We start from the raw sequence: 18,739 nt of genomic DNA, 5'->3' as shown, positions 1-18,739 counted from the left end.
TCTCGTACACCCATAAGGTTTAATGCGAAGTTGCGACGTTCTATGCTCACGGTGGGTAATACATCAAAGCGTAAAAGTACAACCCATTGCGCCTCTAAACTACCCTAGGCCTAGTAATTAGGGGGGTTTGGCGTTATTACACACTTGAAGTTTAGCGTAAGGGTAAGTTTATATAGGATGATGGCATGGACTTCTCCCCACCCCTAACGGTGTCATAATGCACCTGGCAAATAAACAAGGGTAAGGAGAAATCCATGATCAAGAATAACGTAATTGGTTTAGATTTAGCAAAAAACATTTTTCATCTGGTGAGTTTTAATGCTGAACTGAAACAGATTAAAAAGAAAGTAAAGCGAGCGGATTTATTGTCGTACATAGCGAACTTGCCAGTCAGTATCATTGGTATGGAAGCCTGTGGAGGCTCGCATTATTGGGCGCGAGAAATCAAGAAACTGGGGCATGAAGTGGTATTGCTGAATGCCCGTTATGTGAAAGGGTTTGTGGTGGGCAATAAAAATGATTATAACGATGCAGAGGCTATTTGGACGGCAACACACCAACCGAAAAGACGAACAGTTTCGCTTAAGACGCTTGAGCAGCAAGATATTCAAATGCTGCATCGATTGCGTCAAAGTACAGTGGATGAACGGACGGCGGTGGCGAATCGAATTCGGGGTTTTTTAGGTGAGTGGGGAATTGTGCTGCCTATAGGCATCAATCAGCTCAGAACGCACCTCACTGAAATTATTGAAGATGCTGAGAATGGTTTAAGCGTGATCAGTCGAAATCTGTTTGCCAAACAGCTTGAAAAACTCAAGGAATTGGATAAAACGATCAAAGAGTATGATAAGCAGATTGATCAACTCTGTATTCAGAGCGAATTATGTCAACGATTTGTAGAGGTTCCAGGTATAGGAGCCATTACGGCTACTATGGCTGCATCGGATATAGGGGACGGTAAAGGCTATACCAAAAGCAAAAATTATGCAGCCAGTTTAGGCATTGTACCCAAACAGCACACGAGTGGTGACAAGGTGGTGTTGTTGGGTATCAGTAAACGAGGTAATGGCTATCTGCGAACTTTACTGATTCACGGCGCCCGATCAGTCTTGAAAAACTGCCAAGGTAAAACAGACTCGCTAAGTCGATGGTTGCAGGCGCTAATTGAACGACGTGGTTTTAACAAAGCGGCCGTCGCACTGGCCAATAAAAATGCCCGAATTTTGTGGGTAATGGCTACACAAAATAAGAGGTATGAGGTTAGGTCCGCCGATGTAGTCATGTCGTAGCGTGGATAACCCTCAGTTGATATGATTAAAAGTGAATGGTGTAACACAGAGTAAAACAGATTGCGGAGGCAAGTAAATCCAATTGATGATAACAACAGGTCAGACCGGTGCTATTTATCCCGTTCAAGCACATAGATTTTAAAAATCGTTAGGATGTTTGTGGAAATAGCGCGCGAATACGTTCATCAAGGTTCAGTGGTTAAATTAATCAACCTCTAATTGAAACCGAATATATGGCGGCAATCTTGATTACTTTTGAAATCATTCATTTTGGTAAAATTTGTCTTGCAATAGGGGGGAAGTCCATATATGGTGACAAGGTGGTGTTGTTGGGTATCAGTAAACGAGGTAATGGCTATCTGCGAACTTTACTGATTCACGGCGCCCGATCAGTCTTGAAAAACTGCCAAGGTAAAACAGACTCGCTAAGTCGATGGTTGCAGGCGCTAATTGAACGACGTGGTTTTAACAAAGCGGCCGTCGCACTGGCCAATAAAAATGCCCGAATTTTGTGGGTAATGGCTACACAAAATAAGAGGTATGAGGTTAGGTCCGCCGATGTAGTCATGTCGTAGCGTGTAGGCCGGGTTATCCACGCCTTACCCAACACCTACACGTGATAGAAGGGTTCCGGTGTTGGGTAAGGCGTGGATAACCCTCAGTTGATATGATTAAAAGTGAATGGTGTAACACAGAGTAAAACAGATTGCGGAGGCAAGTAAATCCAATTGATGATAACAACAGGTCAGACCGGTGCTATTTATCCCGTTCAAGCACATAGATTTTAAAAATCGTTAGGATGTTTGTGGAAATAGCGCGCGAATACGTTCATCAAGGTTCAGTGGTTAAATTAATCAACCTCTAATTGAAACCGAATATATGGCGGCAATCTTGATTACTTTTGAAATCATTCATTTTGGTAAAATTTGTCTTGCAATAGGGGGGAAGTCCATATATGTGCCGATGCCTGGAAGCGCATGAATAGCGACAGATGCGCTTTAATCTGTTCAGCACATTGATATTACATTATAAATTACGCTGATTAGTTATTAAATATATCTTCTGGTGCGTAATAAGCATACCAAAAACCCTTTAATTCTAACAGGTATTGGTTAAACATTAATGACAGTAATAGATTTATAATGGCTTACACAGCCAGCATTAATTACCAAACAATTGATGATCGATTAAATCACACAAACAATGCGATATGAGTAAATGTACCTCTTGAATTCGGGCAGTTGACCAAGAAGGTACTCTGATTTCAATATCTGCTTCATCCAAAACGGTGGCTAGGCTACCGCCGTCTTTACCGGTTAGCGCAATAATGGTCATTTCACGATCATGTGCCACCTTTGCCGCTTTTATCAAATTGCCGGAATTGCCACTACTGGTGTAAATCAGCAAAATATCGCCAGCTTGTCCAAGCGCGCGTAACTGTTTGGCGAAAATTTCATCATAATGATAATCGTTGGCTATGGAGGTAATGGTGGAGGTATCTGTGGTTAGGGCAATGGCCGGTAGTGATGGGCGTTCACGCTCAAAACGATTAAGCATTTCTGAGGAAAAATGTTGCGCATCACCAGCCGAGCCACCATTACCACAGGCTAGTACTTTTTTATCGTTTACCAGGCTTTCCACTATTTTCTGCGAGGCGAATTCAATCAATTCGCAAAGACTGGTCATGGCATCCTGTTTGGTTTGGATGCTATCGGAAAAATGGTTAATGATGCGGTCGTGTAAACTCATAATTCTCAGGTTTGAAAAGCGTTTTTAATCCAGTCGAATTTCTGATCGCTGGTGATGGCTACCACATCGAAACGAATGCCGAGGTGGTGTAGTTTGTTGATTATGACATAGTACTGAGTCGCTGCAATGATTCGTGCCTGCTTTTGTGTGGTAATACTGGCCAACGCGCCGCCAAAACGATCAGAATTACGGAATCTGACTTCGACGATGACCAGTATATCCTTGTCTTTCATGACTATATCCAACTCCCCATGTTTACAGCGAAAATTGCTGGAAACCAGTTTTAAGCCCTGTTTTTGCAGATAGTTAAGGGCTTGTTGCTCAGCATTTTCGCCCTTTTGTAAATGTGCTGCTTTGGATTTAGAAAATATCATGAAAGATTACTCGATAAAACCGGAAGCGACAGGTATTCCGCCTTTAAACTGTGCACAAACCAGTTTACGGGTTATCCTGTTTTCGCTATTGATAGATAAATGTCCGGTGCTGCCTGTAAAGGCTTTGCTGCTTAATTCCGGTAAATGGCCGACCAGATTATAAGCATCCATTCCTAATGCCAATAATCTGATCTGTGTATCACTCAACGTTTGCCAATGTTGTTGCAAGGCGGCCTGACTCTGCGCGCCTTTATATAAATCGGCAAAAAACCAGGGGATATCGCAGAAATTAATTTTACCTAATTCAGCATCCCGAATAGGATCCGGTTGTCCGCTATAAATATTGGGCATGGCATACACGGCCAAATCTGCATTTTGATAATATTTTAATTGTACTGCTAACTCGCGACCCACCTCTGGATTGGCACTGACAAACACGGTTTGAGCCTGATTCGTTTTAGTAGCATCACTGGTTGAACTCAGTAGCGCTTTTAACATATCGCCAATATCATGCTGTTTAGGATCATAACTTTGCATGCCGGACACTAAGCCGCCATTACTTTGCCAAGCTGTCGTCATATATTGACCAATGCGTTGACCTTGTGAGGTATTAGGTACCAATAAAAGTGCCGTTTGTCGACCGTCCCGCCAGGCTTTTAAAGCCAGTTGTTCTGCTTCATCAATTGGACTTAAGCCAAATTGATACAGATTAGGTTTACTTAAATCTTCAACATGGTTGAGTGCCAGTACGGGTACGCTAAGTTCGACTGATTTTGCCAAAGTCTGTATTTGTTCTTTGACCAGTGGGCCTATGATCTGTTTTGCGCCTTCAGCCACGGCCTGTTTGTAAAGAGTGCTAATATCACCCTGCTCCGTATCATAAAATTTTAAAGGAAGGGTGGCTTGAGTGCTTTTGCTAGCCAGTTGTTGCGCAATTTGTAAGCCCTCTTTAATTACTTTTCCAGCTTGGGTTAAACTGCCGCTAGCGGGTAGGAGTACTGCAATGTGAGCCGTATTGACGGTTGCTAATTCGGTGCTTTCCGGAATATTGGTTTGCATATCTGTGGCAGGTTTAGCCAGATAAGTTTGTAAAAAATCCGCATTGGCAGGATGTTTGGGGTAGAGCTGTCGCCATTGCCGTATTTGTGCGTTAAGTTCGACTCCGGCTTGATCTCGTTGTTTAAAGATTTTGGCCAAAGCCATCCAGCCATTTAGATCATCCATGGTTGCTGGTGGTGCACTTAACTCGTCTAAGGATAAAGTACTCAGCATATCTAAAATGCTAATAATATTATCCTGTTGCTGTTGTGGGGTAAGCAATAAATTGCCCAATCTGATTCTGGCATTAACGCCCTGTATGATATTACCTGTAAGGGAGTAAGCAAAAGCAAGTGATTGGTAATAATTTATTTTGTCAGTATCGTTTAACAATTTGGGTCTGATATTGGTCAATTTTGTTAGAGCGCGTTCGGCGTCTCCATTATTTAATGCGATTTGTGTGTCCAGCAGATTAAATTTGCTGCGTTGCTCACTGGCTAAATTGGCGTAATTAATGATATCTAATTCTCTAACAGCCGCTGATTGATTACCGGCATTTAGAAAGGTTTCGGCATTAAGCAAATGCTGACTGGCTTGAGAGTTCGCCAAGGCATAGGGGCTAATATTGTTTTGAGGGAGTTCCGCTTTCTTGCCCTGTTGCTGAGCGGGAGAGCGTTGCATGGCCTCAGGTTTAACCGATTCGTGACTACAGGCGGTGATTATTAGTAAGCTTAAAAACCAGCAAATCGCACCGTAACAGGGCATAATGAAAACATGGCGTGAGTCAGTCATAGCAACAGAGGATATGAAAACAGATGTGCGGAAAATTATACGTGGTTGCAACCCCTATAGGTAATCTGGCCGATTTTAGTTTTAGAGCAATCGAAACCCTTAAACAGGTGGATTTGATTGCAGCTGAAGATACCCGCCATATTATTATGTTGTTGCAGCATTATGGTATCAGTAAACCATTAATTTCGCTGCATCAGCATAATGAAGAACATGCCTCTAAGGGGTTAATTGAGCGTATGCAGCAAGGCCAATCCATCGCTTTAGTCTCAGATGCAGGTACACCATTGTTGAGTGATCCAGGTTTACCTTTAGTTAAACTCTGTAAACAATCTGGCATTGATGTAGTCCCTATACCAGGTGCCTGTGCATTAATTGCCGCATTGTCGGCTAGCGGTTTACCGGTCAGTCGTTTTAGTTTTGAAGGTTTTTTACCCCGGACTTCTTCGGCTCGAAAAACCTTTTTTCAGAGCAAGCTGCTGGAAACCAGTACCTGGGTTTTTTATGAATCCAGTCATCGCATTCAAGCTACGCTGGAAGATTTGGCAGAGGTTTTTCCAAGTGAACATCCTATTGCCGTGGCCCGGGAAATGACCAAAATACACGAAACCATCTTGCAAGACAGTTTGGTTAGTATTTTGGAGCGGGTTAAAAATGAAGAAAATATGCGTAAGGGTGAATTTGTCGTCATCGTTGGTGGCGTACCTGACAAACATGAAGACGAATTGGTTAGTGAAGAACAGCGCCGCATTTTGGAACTATTGATGCAAGAATGTTCAATTAAAACTGCGGTGGCTTTAGCGGTAGAGATTACCGGTCAACGTAAAAAAATACTTTACCAATTAGCCTTGGAAATTCAAGAAACTAAAGCCGGATAATAAACAGTACGCGGAATAGTTACGAACATTTTTATCAAGTATCGTTGCCTTTTTCGCGTAAAGCACTGTGCTTGATGCCATAACCAAAATAAATTATAAAACCAATTAACAACCAGACAAACAAACGTACCCAGGTATCAAAGGGTAGGCCTGCCATTAAGGCCAGACAAACTAAAATGCCTGCCAAAGGTACGTAAGGTACATACGGACATTTAAAATGCCGTGGAAATTCCGGGTGGCTGTTACGTAATATCCATACCCCGCCACAAACCAGAATAAACGCAAATAATGTACCGATGCTGACCAGTTCACCCAGCTTTTCTATAGGCATAAAGCCAGCCACTATGGCCACAGCGACGCCTACCAGCAAAGTGGATAGATAAGGTGTTTGAAAATTAGGGTGTATATTGGCAAATAAGGGTGGTAATAATTTATCTTTGGACATAGAAAAGAAAATTCGGCTTTGTCCCATCAATAAAACCAACATCACTGAGGTTAAACCAGCAATTGCGCCCAGTTTAATGATGGGAGACAACCACGGCATGCCCATATGATCGACCGCTAAAGCAATGGGTGCAGGCACATCCAATGTTGTGTAAGAAACCACACCCGTTAATACCACCGATACTAGAATATACAGAATTGTGCATATTACCAGCGAACCAATAATGCCGAACGGTACGTCTTTTTCTGGATTAATGGCTTCTTGCGCTGCGGTTGATACCGCATCAAAACCTATATAAGCAAAAAAAATCACACCGGCTCCGGTTAAGATGCCGCCGAAACCAAAAGGTGCAAAATTTTCCCAGTTAGTGGTTTGTATATGACCACTACCGGCAATAATAAACACAACAATGACTGCCAATTTAATCAGCACCATGGCAAAATTAAAGCTAGCGGATTGGCGTATGCCCAAGACTAGTAAACCTGTCAGTAATAAAATAATGAGCATGGCCGGTAAATTTACAAAACCCGCGGCAGGATCAGCTAGATAAGCGGTGGTTAAATAAACAGGTAAATGGATGCCGATAGACTCTAAAAAACTGGTTAAATAGCCTGACCAGCCTATGGCTACCGTACTGCTGGCTAAGGCATATTCCAGAATTAAATCCCAACCAATAATCCAGGCGGTTAACTCTCCCAGTGTGGCATAAGCATAACTATAAGCACTACCGGAAACGGGAATCATAGCGGCCAGCTCGCTGTAACACATGGCTGCCAAAGCGCAAGCGATACCTGCTAGTATAAATGACACGGTAATTGCGGGTCCTGCATATTTGGCTGCGGCAATACCTGTTAACACAAAAATTCCAGCACCAATAATACCGCCTACGCCCAATACTGTTAAATCTTTGGCTGTTAAAGTTTGCTTAAGGCCATTTTCTTCTAGGGCCAGTCGTGCCAGGGGTTTTCGCTGCAATAATTGTTTAGGTAGCGTCATTTTTAAATCCAGATTTGATTATTTAATGTCAGGTTTGTTCTTGGCACCATCAAAGCGTGTACCAATAGTGACGGTGTTGCTAAAATTGGCATCATGTAATTTCGACTCCGAGAAATTAGCATCTGTGAGGTTGGCGCCCGTTAAGTCTGCACCATCCATGTCGGCAGAGTACAGATCAGTCTGTTCTAAATTAGCATTATTCAATTTGGCGTGTCTTAACATGGCGCGCCCCAATTTGGCATGGCTTAAATTAGCGCCTGTTAAATTTGCGCCTTTTAGATTGGCTCGCATTAAACCCATTGATTGGTTTTTCATATCGGCAGCCCAATCGGCATTGCTGAGATTGGCATGCTGTAAATTAGCCCCATCCATTACCGCTATTACACGGCTACCACTCAAATCAGTATTACTCAGATCCGCATGCATCAAACTTACCCCAAAGATACTGGTGTTGGCCAGATTAGCATGACTGAGATTAATGCCCGTCATAACCGTTAAATCGAGGGTCAGGCCTTTTAGATTACTGTTGCTGAAATTGGCTTGGCGCAGATCAGCACCCCATAAATCAGCATTACGAAAATCGAGTCCTGATAAATCTACGCCTTTTAAATCTTTACGGCGTAAATCCGCAGGATGTTGTTTATCTGCTTGAGCCAGTAATGTTTCTACTTGTTTGCGGGTCAGGTCGGCTGCATTGCTTAGTGATGTGGAGCAAAAACATACTAACAGTACAACTTTGTAATTTAAACAAACTTTCATCATTAATCTCCAGAAAGTCTATGGGTTAATATCGTTGGATCAAAATCCCAACTGTTTCAGAACAGAGTAACACAACGATTTTAAAAGCTGAAGCCGGATAGCTTTGCTGTTTTTTCCTGAAAACAATGATCTAAGTTTAGGTGATCAATAAATGATGGGAATAAGCTGTTTGATGTTTAGTATGACAGAGCATTATGTTGTTTTTTGTCGCCAAGCTGATGGATTGGGTTGTTTTAAAAGCTGTGCGGCAAACTCACATGCCAGTTGTAAATTATGCTCGGCGGCAGCGGATAAATCGTCGCCTAATTCGAAAGAAAAGCCTTTTATGCCCAATAAAAAACTCGGTGGCGGCGGTGTGTTGGTTACGGTTTGGTATACTTGCAAAACAGCTGAGGGACTTAGAGCATGACTGCTAAAGCTGTGATCTTTTGCAGCAGTCAGTTCGATAAAATCAAAATAGTCATTATGAGTTACAGAGGCATCCACAAATAACACCAAGGTACGCTGTTGTATATCCAGTGCGTGTTCAACCTGCAACTGAAAATCAGTTACTAATTCAATGTCAGTTAATGTTTCATGCTGCTCAATGTAATCCAGCAATAAAGGTCCAAGCGCATCGTCACCTCGACTGAGATTGCCACACGCTACCACCAGTAGCGGTTTTTTCATTGCTGACCACGTACAAATTGTCCATCACTATGACGAGTAAGTAGATCGACTATTTTTCCATCAACATCGATTAACTCCAGTTGTAGTGGCATTTTGCCAACGGCATGGGTGGCACAGGACAGGCAGGGATCATAAGCGCGGATAGCCACTTCCAGATTGTTAAGCAACGGTTCGGTTAGTTCTTGTCCAGATAAATATTCAGCAGCCACTTGCCGAACTGATTCATTCATGCCCATATTATTACTAGTGGTGGAAACAATTAAATTGGCTTTGGTGACAATATCGTTTTCATCGACCTGATAATGATGGAACAAAGTACCACGAGGTGCTTCAATGACTCCAATACCTTCGTAGCGTTTTTCAGCTTTTACGACCAGTTCCCCCCGCATAATATCCGGATCGTTTAGCAGATATTGGATGCTTTCTGCGCTGTGCAGTAGTTCAATGAGACGCGCCCAATGAAAAGCCAGTGTGCTATGCACCATGGCTTCTTCCGCATGCGCTTTGAAATCGATGCGTGCTGCCTCGGCCAAGGGCGTGTCTATAAAATCACAGTTGTTAATTCTGGCTAGGGGACCCACTCGATACCAGCCTAAATCAGTACCTAACGCGGTTAGGTACGGAAACTTCATATAACTCCAGGATCGCACTTCTTCATGGATTATGTCGTTGTAATGGCAATAATTAAAATGATCCAACAAGGTTTCGCCACGATCATTTTTGGCACGTATACCACCATGATAAAACTCTAAAGCGCCGTTGGGTTTAATCAGTCCCAAGTAGTTACTGCGGATAGTCGCAAAATTGTCGTAATAAGGTAAATTAGAGGTGTGCACTTTTTTTATTAAAGCCACTGCGCCCGAAGCCCAGCTTATAATCTGTGCAACATCTTGCCATAAATAATCACGTTCTTCCCGGTTCAGTAACTTATTCATGCCTCCCGGTATCGCTCCTGTACCGTGTATGCGTTTACCAGATACCATGCGAATGACTTCCTGACCAAATTTGCGTAGCTTAACGCCTTGCAAACCAATATCTGGATAATCATTCAGTACGGCAATCACATTACGTTTACTGATGTCACTTTCAAAACCATATAATAAATCGGGACTGGAAAGATGAAAGAAATGCAGAGCATGTGATTGCAGCATTTGCCCAAAATGCAATAAACGTCTTAATTTATCGGCAGAAGGAGTTAAATTGTCCGGGTCAATGCCTACTAATTGATCAATGGCTTTTGCTGCCGCTAAGTGGTGGCTAACCGGGCAAATACCACATAAACGTTGCACCAAAACCGGCAACTCCCAGTAAGGGCGTCCCTGAATAAATTTTTCAAATCCACGAAATTCAACAATATGCAAGCGCGCTTGCTGAACTTTATTGTTCTCGTCCAACAATAAGGTGACTTTACCATGACCCTCAACACGGGAAACGGGGTCAATAACTACCCGTTTCAGGTTGGTGGGATTTTCTGCGGTTTCTAGATGTTCGTACATAATGAGTCTCTAAAGTACGTGTATGGGTAGGCTACAGGCATCTAATCAAAATGAATTAATTCATTGGCCAAGTTCGGTTCGCGTCCTTCTAGTAAATCGCTTAGAAAAGACCAGAATACATCAGCCGAGGGTGGGCAACCGGGTAAAAAATAATCAATTTTGACGACTTCGTGAATAGGTCGCACTTTATCCAATAATAAGGGTAATTCCGGATCACTGGGGATTTGTGCGTTTTCGACACCTATTCCATCTCGATAGGCTTCCAGTAAACACTCTTCCAGCGAAAAACTGTTACGCATGGCAGGCAGACCGCCATTAATGGCACAAGCACCCACGGCAACCAAAATTTTGCAGTTTTTCCGAAATTCGCGTAATACATGCACATTCTCGGAATTACACACACCACCTTCAATTAATCCGATGTCACATGTGCTGCTGCAGTGTTCAATGTCAGTGAGTGGTGAGCGGTCAAATTCTACCAACTCAGCTAGCGCAACCAGTCGCTCATCCAAATCCAGAAAAGACATGTGACAACCAAAGCAGCCGGCCAGAGAAGTGGTAGCAACGCGGATTTTATTCGCCATGTTCTTGCTCCTGCGTTAAGGCCACCGTGCTGATAGATTGGTGATCATAAATACGTTGACCAATAGGTACCTGATAACCTGTTCTTTTAATCAAAATTGCACCTGTTGGACAGACATGGGCTGCACAGTCGTTGATGTCAATTGCACTGTCTTTCAGTTTGCCACTGGCTGAATTTACAATTAAATGTTTATTGATGCCTCGGCCACTGATGGCAAACACATTTTTGCCATCTTTTTCTGCACTGGCACGTACGCATAAATTACAGAAAATACAGCGATTATGATCGAGTAAAATATCTGGATGGCTGGCATCCATTTCTCGGTGCGGATAAAAGTGCGGAAAATGATTGTCAACCATATTCAGCTGATAGGCGACTGCCTGCAATTGACAGTTACCGGTTTTTTCACAGGATGGACATAAATGATTGCCTTCTACGAACAACATTTGTGTAATTTTTTGCCGATCATGGGTCAGTTCACGGCTATTATTTATGATATTTTGACCCTCTGCGGCAGGAAAAGTACAGGCTGAGCAATTGCGACCATTCACATTCACGGTACACAACTTACAACTACCATGTGGTGTATATCCGGGCTTATGGCAAAGATGTGGAATATAAACTCCCGCTGCGGTTGCTGCTTCAATAATAGTCTGACCTTCTTGGAAAGGGATAGTCTGGCCGTCGATATTGATAGTGTTACTCATCTTAATCCTCCACTTGTATCAGATGAGCCGCGCTATCATTCCGATGCGCCATTCGCCTTGCTACATCCAGAGCGGCATCCAAATCAAAACCGGGTTCATAACTGATTTTTTTCAATTGTTGCTGGTACAGCTCAGGGTAGCGTTCCAAGGTGGTAAGAATTGGATTGGCTGCGGTTTGTCCTAATCCGCAGTGACTCTGGTTTTTTACCAGCTTCGACAGAAGCTCTAGTTCTACCACATCACCTGCCGAGCCATGCCCTTCGACAATTTTGTCGAAACGGTTTTTCAGTAATGAGGTTCCGACTCGACAGGGTGTACAAAAGCCACAGCTTTCATGAGCAAAGAAATGGGTAAAATTTTTGACTATGTCAAAAATATTGCGAGTCTCATCAAAGACAATAAATGAACCACCCGTGGCTAAATCTTCAAACGCAAGTTTGCGGTCTAATTCCTGATTAGAAATAAATACGCCAGAAGGCCCACCGATTTGTACTCCCAATACTTGTTTTGCGCCACATTCATTGAGAATAGTGCGGATAGGTGTGCCAAAAGCATATTCGTAAATGCCGGGCGATTCACAGTCGCCACTGATACTTAAAATTTTGCTGCCCGCTGATTTTTCAGTGCCGACTTGTGCAAACCATGCACCGCCATTAACAGCAATCGCTGCTGCCGCAAAAAAAGTTTCTACGTTATTGACTACGGTAGGTTTATTTAAAAAACCTTGGCTAACTGGGTAAGGCGGTCTATTGCGAGGAATACCCGGTTTGCCTTCCAGTGATTCGATCAAAGCAGATTCTTCGCCACAAATATAAGCACCAGCGCCTAGGCAAATTTCAATATCAAAATCAAATCCTTGCTGCAAAATGTTTTTGCCTAATAAGCCATTGGCGCGACGTTGTTGCAAAATAAATTCTAGCTTGTGTTTAAGATACAGATATTCGCCGCGTAAATAGAGAAATCCCTGTCGGGCGCCAATGGTAAATGCGCATAAGGTCATACCTTCAAAAACTTGATCAGCGAAGCTATTAAGCAATACCCGGTCTTTAAATGTACCAGGCTCACCTTCGTCGGCATTACACACGACAAAATGCTGATCGCTATTTTCTTCGGCACACAGACGCCATTTCGTGGCTGTTTTAAATCCAGCACCGCCACGGCCACGCAAACCGGATTGTTCGAGTTCGTCCAGGGTATCAGGTAATCCACGCGTTAAACTGGCTGTTAAGCTGGAACCTGAAGTAATAAGGTTATTCAGTAACAACCCAGATTTTTTGATATTATCCGCCACTACCAATAAATGCGAAGGCCACTCTGTGACAGGCATTTGCTGGAAAATTAATGTGGCAATTTCATCTATCTTTTCTCTATCCAGACGTGGTACTGGGTAACCATTAATTAGTGCGGCAGGGCCTTGATCGCAAATGCCTGTACAAGAGGTGTTATTGAGGCTAACTAAACCGTCTTTGCTCAGTTGACCTACTTTGACATCTAAAACAGCTGATAAGTAGTTGATGATGTTTTCTTTGCCGAGCATCAGATCAGTAATTGAATCGCTAATCAGAATATCGTAACGACCTTGTGGCGTTAAATGAAAAAAACTGTAAAATTCGATAACTGCAATGATACGCGTTTTTGGAATATTTAGCATTTCTGCTAAATAAACAATGGCCTCCGCCGGAATATGCTGGTATTGAGTTTGAACTGCTCTTAATATTTGTAACAGCCTAGTGGGTTGATATTCGGCTTCTGCAAGTACAGTTTGAATAAAATTTTTCATTGTTTCTCACCGATTGCTTAATTGATATTGGATTCTTCATGGCTAGTTTAAAAAATACTGCGTTTAAATCGGCATTGGATTTTCAAACTCGGCAGCTAACCTTGTCCATGGAAATTATCGCTACCCAAATAGCATTGCTAAATTTGGTTAGAAGTGCATTACCGGATGAAATTGCCGTTCATGTTCAACATTGTGTACATTCGGGTAAGAGGTTGTTGATCTATACCGAAGCGGCAAGCTGGGCATCACAAATCCGTTTTTTTCATGTGGCTATTCTAAACAAAGTTAGCACTGCTGGACAGATAAATATTCAGAATGTGCAAGTAAAAATTAGTCAGCAATCAGTCGAGCAAAATCTAATCCGTTCTGCTCGTTTACCCTCTATGGAAAATATTAGGCAGATTCATGCTCAATCTGCTCAGCAACAGCAATCGGATGTGTTGCAACAAGCTCTGAGCAGACTAGCTAATACTTTGGAACGACGTAAGATCTTAAACAAAAATTAACTCAGTAATCTGATAATCAATTCTCGGATTGTTTCGGGTTCGAAAGGTTTGTCCAGCAAAGCTGATACGCCAGCTTGCTCTACAGCGGCCAACCGATTTTTATTTTGTTCACTGGTTACCATTAAAATAGGTACAAATTTTTTATCATCATCAGCACGTAGATGTTTGATTAATTGTAGGCCATCCATTTCCGGCATATTAAAATCAGTAACAATAAAATCAAAATAGTGTTGTTTACAAATAGATAGAGCTTGTTTGCCGTTTTCAGCTAGAGTGAAATTTTCTATACCAATGTCAGTTAAGATGCGCATAATGTATTTGCGTGAAAAATCACTGTCATCGACAATAAGTACTTGTAAATCAACTATGTCAATCTGATGCAGGTTGATTTTATGTGGATGCAGATAATCGATTGTTGCCTTAAGTGCGGTCATTAACTCGGCTTTAGTAAAAGGCTTGGGTAAAATAGCAATAGTGCCTGCCTGACGAATCGGTTCAAGGTATTTGATATTGGTTTCGCTGGAAACTAATAAAAACGCCATATCATAAGATGCGTTGTTACTACGAATGGTGTGCAACAAATCCACGCCAGTCATGTCAGGTAAATACATGGCGCTTAGGATAAGATCAGGTAAAGCATGATCAAGTTCGGCAATGGTTTCACTGCCCGATTTGAGGTACTTTATATCGACTATTCCTGCTTCGGCAAGATATTGTCCAATTATATGTTGTTGAGTGTGCGAAGGCTCAACGAGAAAAACTTGTAATGTGGATAGCTGTTCATCTATCATCGCTATATGCCATTAAGATTGTGTAATTGGCAAAATAAATTTGCCATGAGCGGACCTATATAGTTCAGTGCACATCTAATCTGAAACAAACTACAGATTTTGTACTTAAAAAATAGGACAGAAAAAATAAGTATAGATATAGATTACACAGTTGGCTGAAATTAATACACACTCTTCTCGAATTCTATTATGGGTAACACGTAAATTACCGTGATTCAGCTTATTTAAGGCGGTTGAGTCTGTTGGGATTGTGTCAGGTGATGGTCTGAATAACTAGCTTTCAGTGAAAGTTTTATTCTAACTACAAAGAAGTGGATTTGCATACAGTTTAGTTTAAGGGGCCCAAACTACTGCCAGATGCTTAACTTCGCAAGCCTCGGCTTTTGATGTTAAGTAGATACGAAAAGCCTACCCTGCACTTAAGCTAAGTTAGTTGCAGGATAGGCGACATCCTATTGGGTTATTTTTTTAGAATGCCAATACCTTTCAATAAATTCAGCGCTTCGTTTAACGGATAGTCGCGCAAGATTTTATCATCAATCTCTTTTTCGGTATCCTCAACACCATCTTTATCTTTATCCTTATCAACGTCTTTTTCTTCTTCACGCTCTTTCTGATCTTTATGCTTTGGAGCGTTGGCATTGATTAAATGATGACTAAGATCAGCTTCTTTAATGCCTTCAAATTTAGCTTTGTCAATTGCTTCCAGTTTTACTCGTTCCAGTTTAACATCAGGCTCTATACCTTCTGCTTGAATGGATCTACCGGATGGGGTGAAATAGCGTGCTGTTGTTAGCTTGATAGCCGCCCCATTTGTGGTAGGAAGTATAGTTTGTACAGAACCTTTGCCAAAGGATTTTTCACCCATGATAATGGCACGTTTGTGATCTTGTAGTGCGCCAGCGACAATTTCTGAAGCAGATGCAGATCCACCATTGATAAGAACTACAATGGGTGCGCCATTAATAATATCACCCGATGCCGCGTTAAAACGCATTTCAGAGTTTTTAATGCGTCCTTCGGTAAATACGATCAAGCCGCTATCCAAAAAGGCGTCACTCACTTCAACAGCAGCATTCAGTACGCCGCCAGGATTATTACGAAGATCCAATACTACGCCTTTCAATTGTCCTTCATTTTCTTTTTTCAATTCGTTAACTGCGTCTATGAGACCTTGACCAGTACCCGATTGAAAACTACTGATTCGTAAGTAACCATAATTTTTTTCAAGTAAGCGCTGTTTTACGCTTTTAACTTTGATAATGTCGCGGGTTATAGCAAATTTTAAGGGCGCTTCCTGTCCTTCACGAACCACAGTCAGTACTATCTCGCTACCTGGTTCACCACGCATGGTTTTTACAGCGTCTGCAAGCGTCATCCCTTTTACTGGTTTGTCATCCAGTCTGACTATCAAGTCTCCAGCTTTGATACCGGCTTTTTGTGCGGGTGTATCATCAATGGGTGAAACAACTTTGACAAAGCCGTTTTCCATACCCACTTCAATGCCTAATCCGCCAAACTGACCTGTAGTACCTTCTTGCAGTTCTTTATACTCATCGCTGGCCAGATAGGCAGAATGAGGATCCAAGCCTGACAGCATGCCACGAATAGCATCTTCCAATAATTTTTTGTCCGAAACGGGTTCGACATAATCCTGTTTTATACGGCCAAAAATTTCGGTGAAATTGCGTAACTCATCGAATGGTAGAGCTTGCAATTCTTCTCTTTTGGGCGCTATTTGGGGTTGTTCTTTTTCCGCTAATACGCTACTGCATAGGCTTAACGTGGCACCTAAAAGAATTCCAACCAATAAAATTAAACTATTTCTGTGTTTTCGCATGTGTATTAAAACTCCAACAACCTGTTTCCTGTAAAAATTAATTTTTCCCTGGTGTTCTGCACCATAGCTCTGGATTTACCGGCCTACCCATTTTTCGTATACCGAAATAAAGTGCAGCTTCAGCTCGTCCACCACTACGACCAACAGAAGCCAAAGTTTCCCCTGCTACTACCTGTTCACCGACGTTTTTATGTAAACTTTGATTAAACCCATACAAACTCATGTAACCACCTCCATGATCAAGTATCAGCATTAGGCCATATCCACGTAACCAATCAGCATAGACCACTTTTCCAGCAGCTATTGCATGAATATCCGCACCTTCACGAGCGCTTAAAATCGCTCCATCCCAAGTGGTTTCGAATCTGCGACTACCAAAATGCTCGGTTATCGCACCCATAACAGGCCAGGGCAACTGTCCCTGTAGGTTTAGAAACGATTGATACGTACCGCTTTTATGCTCATGTCGGGCTTGTGTTTCTGATGATTTTTGGTCATCTATCTCATGGTTTGGCTCCTGTTTATTAACAGTCGCTAAAGGTTCTTGCTCGGTATTATCATCAGTTTTTTGTAATGACGCCACTAAGCTTGCTAATTTTTTCTCATCGTGTAGCAATCTTTCCATTTGCTGGTTTTTACTTAAGTAATCACTATCTAACTTTAGCAGTAATTTTTCTCGCTGAATTTTTAACGCTTGCATGTTATCCGTTTCTTGTTGTTTCTTTTCCAGAGCGAGTTTTAATAATTGATTTTCATTGTCTTTTTCAGATTCTAGTTGATGCAATGTTTTTGAGTTTTCTTGTATTAGTTGTAATTTTTGTAAACGTGCTCTACTGATATAGTCGTGATAAATCAACATACGTCCAGACAAACTAGGATCACGCTGATTTAGAATCAGTTTTAGACCTTCCATGTCACCAATGGTATATGCGGATTTTATCAAACCTTCAAGAGCGTGTTTTTGGGTGTGAAAATCTTTTTGTGCTAGGGTGATTTTGTTACGTATTTCTTGAAGCTTCTCTTCTTGCTGTTTTATATTTGCTTTAATACTAAGCACAATATTTGCCATCTCGCCATAGCGTTTTTCTAAAATTTTCAGTTGATCCAACTGTACAGATTTTTCGGCACTAAGATTTTTTAACTCCGTAGTAACTTGCCGAATTTGTGATTGCACATCACTTAATTGATTTTGCTTTTCGGTAACAGCTGCAAGTGCCAAGGCAGGACTGCTACCCATTATTGCAATCAATAGACCGATACAAAATTTCATGCTGATTAGATGAGTAAACATCCGATCATTTTAACGAATTATTGTTTGCCGAGTATGGCAAAACATAGTCACTGCTGAATTAGTTCGTGTTTCTAAATTTGGCAAAGCTATCTTTAGGTCGATATGAACCAGATAGACTGGATTTGTTGATGGTTTCCTACGCGTTGCCATTAATAAACTCCAAACATTAATTTTTTGCATATAGATAGAGATTTTTTAAGTCAATGGAAAAAATTAAAATTCCGCCTAGGGCAATTTAAATTACTTAGCCATGTATCCAGGTATTGAACAAAAATGCACAGTCTGTTAGATTTGATGATCTTTTTGTGACTATGCCGTGCTTAAATTCCACTGTTTTTCAACATTATAACAGTAGGTCAATTCTGTCGTAGTGTGAAAATACCGTTGGACTCAACACTTTATCTTTAGCAATTATTTAAAATATGGACGCCACTGACAATTTTATCCACTACGACGATGTAGAAATCGACAGAGCGGCGAGGTGTTTAAAGGCTATGTCACACCCTTTGCGCTTAAAAATTCTCTGTGTTTTGGGTAACAATTCAATTAGCGTACAAGATATCGTCAAGCAAGTGGGAACCAGTCAAAGTAATATTTCTCAGCATTTAGCCATCTTACGTGATAAAGGTATACTTGACTTTAAAAAAGAGGCTAACCGCGTATACTACTTTATAGATGACGAGCGTGTAATTCATCTAATCCAAATGATGCGTGGTGTGTTTTGCGGCGCTTGACCTATTAAATTTAACAACTAATTAG

At 41.7% G+C, this 18,739-nt stretch carries 17 protein-coding genes and 1 pseudogene; 5 read left to right on the top strand and 13 right to left on the bottom strand.

Features of this window, described 5'->3' with window-relative positions; genetic code table 11:
• The first annotated feature begins 254 nt into the window (after positions 1-254).
• A complete protein-coding gene (locus ABH008_RS00835; protein ID WP_347985910.1) occupies positions 255-1,289 on the top strand; it encodes an IS110 family transposase in 1,035 nt (344 codons plus the stop codon).
• A 326-nt stretch (positions 1,290-1,615) separates the two neighbouring features.
• Positions 1,616-1,864: pseudogene (locus ABH008_RS00830) on the top strand (IS110 family transposase); the annotation flags it as partial.
• 586 nt (positions 1,865-2,450) lie between these two features.
• Here ABH008_RS00830 and ABH008_RS00825 read toward each other — a convergent pair.
• From ABH008_RS00825 to ABH008_RS00815, 3 genes are read right to left on the bottom strand one after another with little or no spacing between them, the layout of a single operon-like run.
• Entirely contained in the window at positions 2,451-3,038 is a 588-nt protein-coding gene (locus ABH008_RS00825; RefSeq protein ID WP_347987980.1) for a phosphoheptose isomerase, read from the bottom strand.
• Between the two features lie 5 nt (positions 3,039-3,043).
• Positions 3,044-3,412 (bottom strand): YraN family protein, encoded by a 369-nt coding sequence (locus ABH008_RS00820; RefSeq protein ID WP_347987979.1) that lies wholly within the window; start codon positions 3,410-3,412, stop codon positions 3,044-3,046.
• Between the two features lie 6 nt (positions 3,413-3,418).
• Positions 3,419-5,242 carry a penicillin-binding protein activator gene (locus ABH008_RS00815; RefSeq protein WP_347987978.1) on the bottom strand — a complete coding sequence of 608 codons (1,824 nt, stop codon included), beginning with the start codon at positions 5,240-5,242 and terminating at the stop codon, positions 3,419-3,421.
• Between the two features lie 23 nt (positions 5,243-5,265).
• On the opposite strand from ABH008_RS00815, the gene rsmI reads away from it, so the two are divergent.
• The gene (rsmI, locus tag ABH008_RS00810; RefSeq protein WP_347987977.1) at positions 5,266-6,117 is read left to right on the top strand and encodes a 16S rRNA (cytidine(1402)-2'-O)-methyltransferase; all 852 of its coding nucleotides are present in this window, start codon (positions 5,266-5,268) and stop codon (positions 6,115-6,117) included.
• A gap of 34 nt (positions 6,118-6,151) precedes the next feature.
• On the opposite strand, the gene ABH008_RS00805 is transcribed toward rsmI, so the two are convergent.
• The 7 genes from ABH008_RS00805 to ABH008_RS00775 form a co-directional block, all read right to left on the bottom strand.
• On the bottom strand, positions 6,152-7,558 hold the full coding sequence (locus ABH008_RS00805) for an amino acid permease (RefSeq protein WP_347987976.1): 1,407 nt from the start codon (positions 7,556-7,558) through the stop codon (positions 6,152-6,154).
• Between the two features lie 18 nt (positions 7,559-7,576).
• Positions 7,577-8,320, bottom strand: a complete 744-nt coding sequence (locus ABH008_RS00800; RefSeq protein ID WP_347987975.1) for a pentapeptide repeat-containing protein — start codon at positions 8,318-8,320, stop codon at positions 7,577-7,579.
• A gap of 189 nt (positions 8,321-8,509) precedes the next feature.
• Positions 8,510-8,986 (bottom strand): hydrogenase maturation protease, encoded by a 477-nt coding sequence (locus ABH008_RS00795; protein ID WP_347987974.1) that lies wholly within the window; start codon positions 8,984-8,986, stop codon positions 8,510-8,512.
• A complete protein-coding gene (locus tag ABH008_RS00790; RefSeq protein WP_347987973.1) occupies positions 8,983-10,482 on the bottom strand; it encodes a Ni/Fe hydrogenase subunit alpha in 1,500 nt (499 codons plus the stop codon). The genes ABH008_RS00795 and ABH008_RS00790 overlap by 4 nt, the downstream gene beginning before the upstream one ends.
• Before the next feature lie 41 nt (positions 10,483-10,523).
• Positions 10,524-11,066, bottom strand: coding sequence for an NADP oxidoreductase (locus ABH008_RS00785; RefSeq protein WP_347987972.1), 543 nt, complete (start codon positions 11,064-11,066; stop codon positions 10,524-10,526).
• The gene (locus ABH008_RS00780) at positions 11,056-11,772 is read right to left on the bottom strand and encodes a 2Fe-2S iron-sulfur cluster-binding protein (RefSeq protein WP_347987971.1); all 717 of its coding nucleotides are present in this window, start codon (positions 11,770-11,772) and stop codon (positions 11,056-11,058) included. The genes ABH008_RS00785 and ABH008_RS00780 overlap by 11 nt, the downstream gene beginning before the upstream one ends.
• Before the next feature lies 1 nt (position 11,773).
• Positions 11,774-13,552, bottom strand: a complete 1,779-nt coding sequence (locus ABH008_RS00775; protein ID WP_347987970.1) for an NAD(P)H-dependent oxidoreductase subunit E — start codon at positions 13,550-13,552, stop codon at positions 11,774-11,776.
• 38 nt (positions 13,553-13,590) lie between these two features.
• Between ABH008_RS00775 and ABH008_RS00770 the strand changes: the two genes are divergently transcribed.
• Positions 13,591-14,058 carry a DciA family protein gene (locus ABH008_RS00770; RefSeq protein WP_347987969.1) on the top strand — a complete coding sequence of 156 codons (468 nt, stop codon included), beginning with the start codon at positions 13,591-13,593 and terminating at the stop codon, positions 14,056-14,058.
• Here the strand turns inward: ABH008_RS00770 and ABH008_RS00765 are convergent.
• From ABH008_RS00765 to ABH008_RS00755, 3 genes are all read right to left on the bottom strand, one after another.
• Positions 14,055-14,849, bottom strand: a complete 795-nt coding sequence (locus tag ABH008_RS00765; RefSeq protein ID WP_347987968.1) for a response regulator — start codon at positions 14,847-14,849, stop codon at positions 14,055-14,057. The two genes, ABH008_RS00770 and ABH008_RS00765, sit on opposite strands and share 4 nt — an antisense overlap.
• A 460-nt stretch (positions 14,850-15,309) precedes the next feature.
• On the bottom strand, positions 15,310-16,689 hold the full coding sequence (locus ABH008_RS00760; protein WP_347987967.1) for a S41 family peptidase: 1,380 nt from the start codon (positions 16,687-16,689) through the stop codon (positions 15,310-15,312).
• A gap of 37 nt (positions 16,690-16,726) precedes the next feature.
• The gene (locus ABH008_RS00755) at positions 16,727-17,959 is read right to left on the bottom strand and encodes a peptidoglycan DD-metalloendopeptidase family protein (RefSeq protein ID WP_347987966.1); all 1,233 of its coding nucleotides are present in this window, start codon (positions 17,957-17,959) and stop codon (positions 16,727-16,729) included.
• 443 nt (positions 17,960-18,402) lie between these two features.
• Between ABH008_RS00755 and ABH008_RS00750 the strand changes: the two genes are divergently transcribed.
• On the top strand, positions 18,403-18,714 hold the full coding sequence (locus ABH008_RS00750; RefSeq protein WP_347987965.1) for a metalloregulator ArsR/SmtB family transcription factor: 312 nt from the start codon (positions 18,403-18,405) through the stop codon (positions 18,712-18,714).
• The last annotated feature ends 25 nt before the right edge of the window (positions 18,715-18,739 follow it).

The organism is Methylomonas sp. AM2-LC, assembly GCF_039904985.1.
Taxonomy (GTDB): domain Bacteria; phylum Pseudomonadota; class Gammaproteobacteria; order Methylococcales; family Methylomonadaceae; genus Methylomonas.
This window is presented reverse-complemented; position numbering and strand designations above follow the sequence as displayed.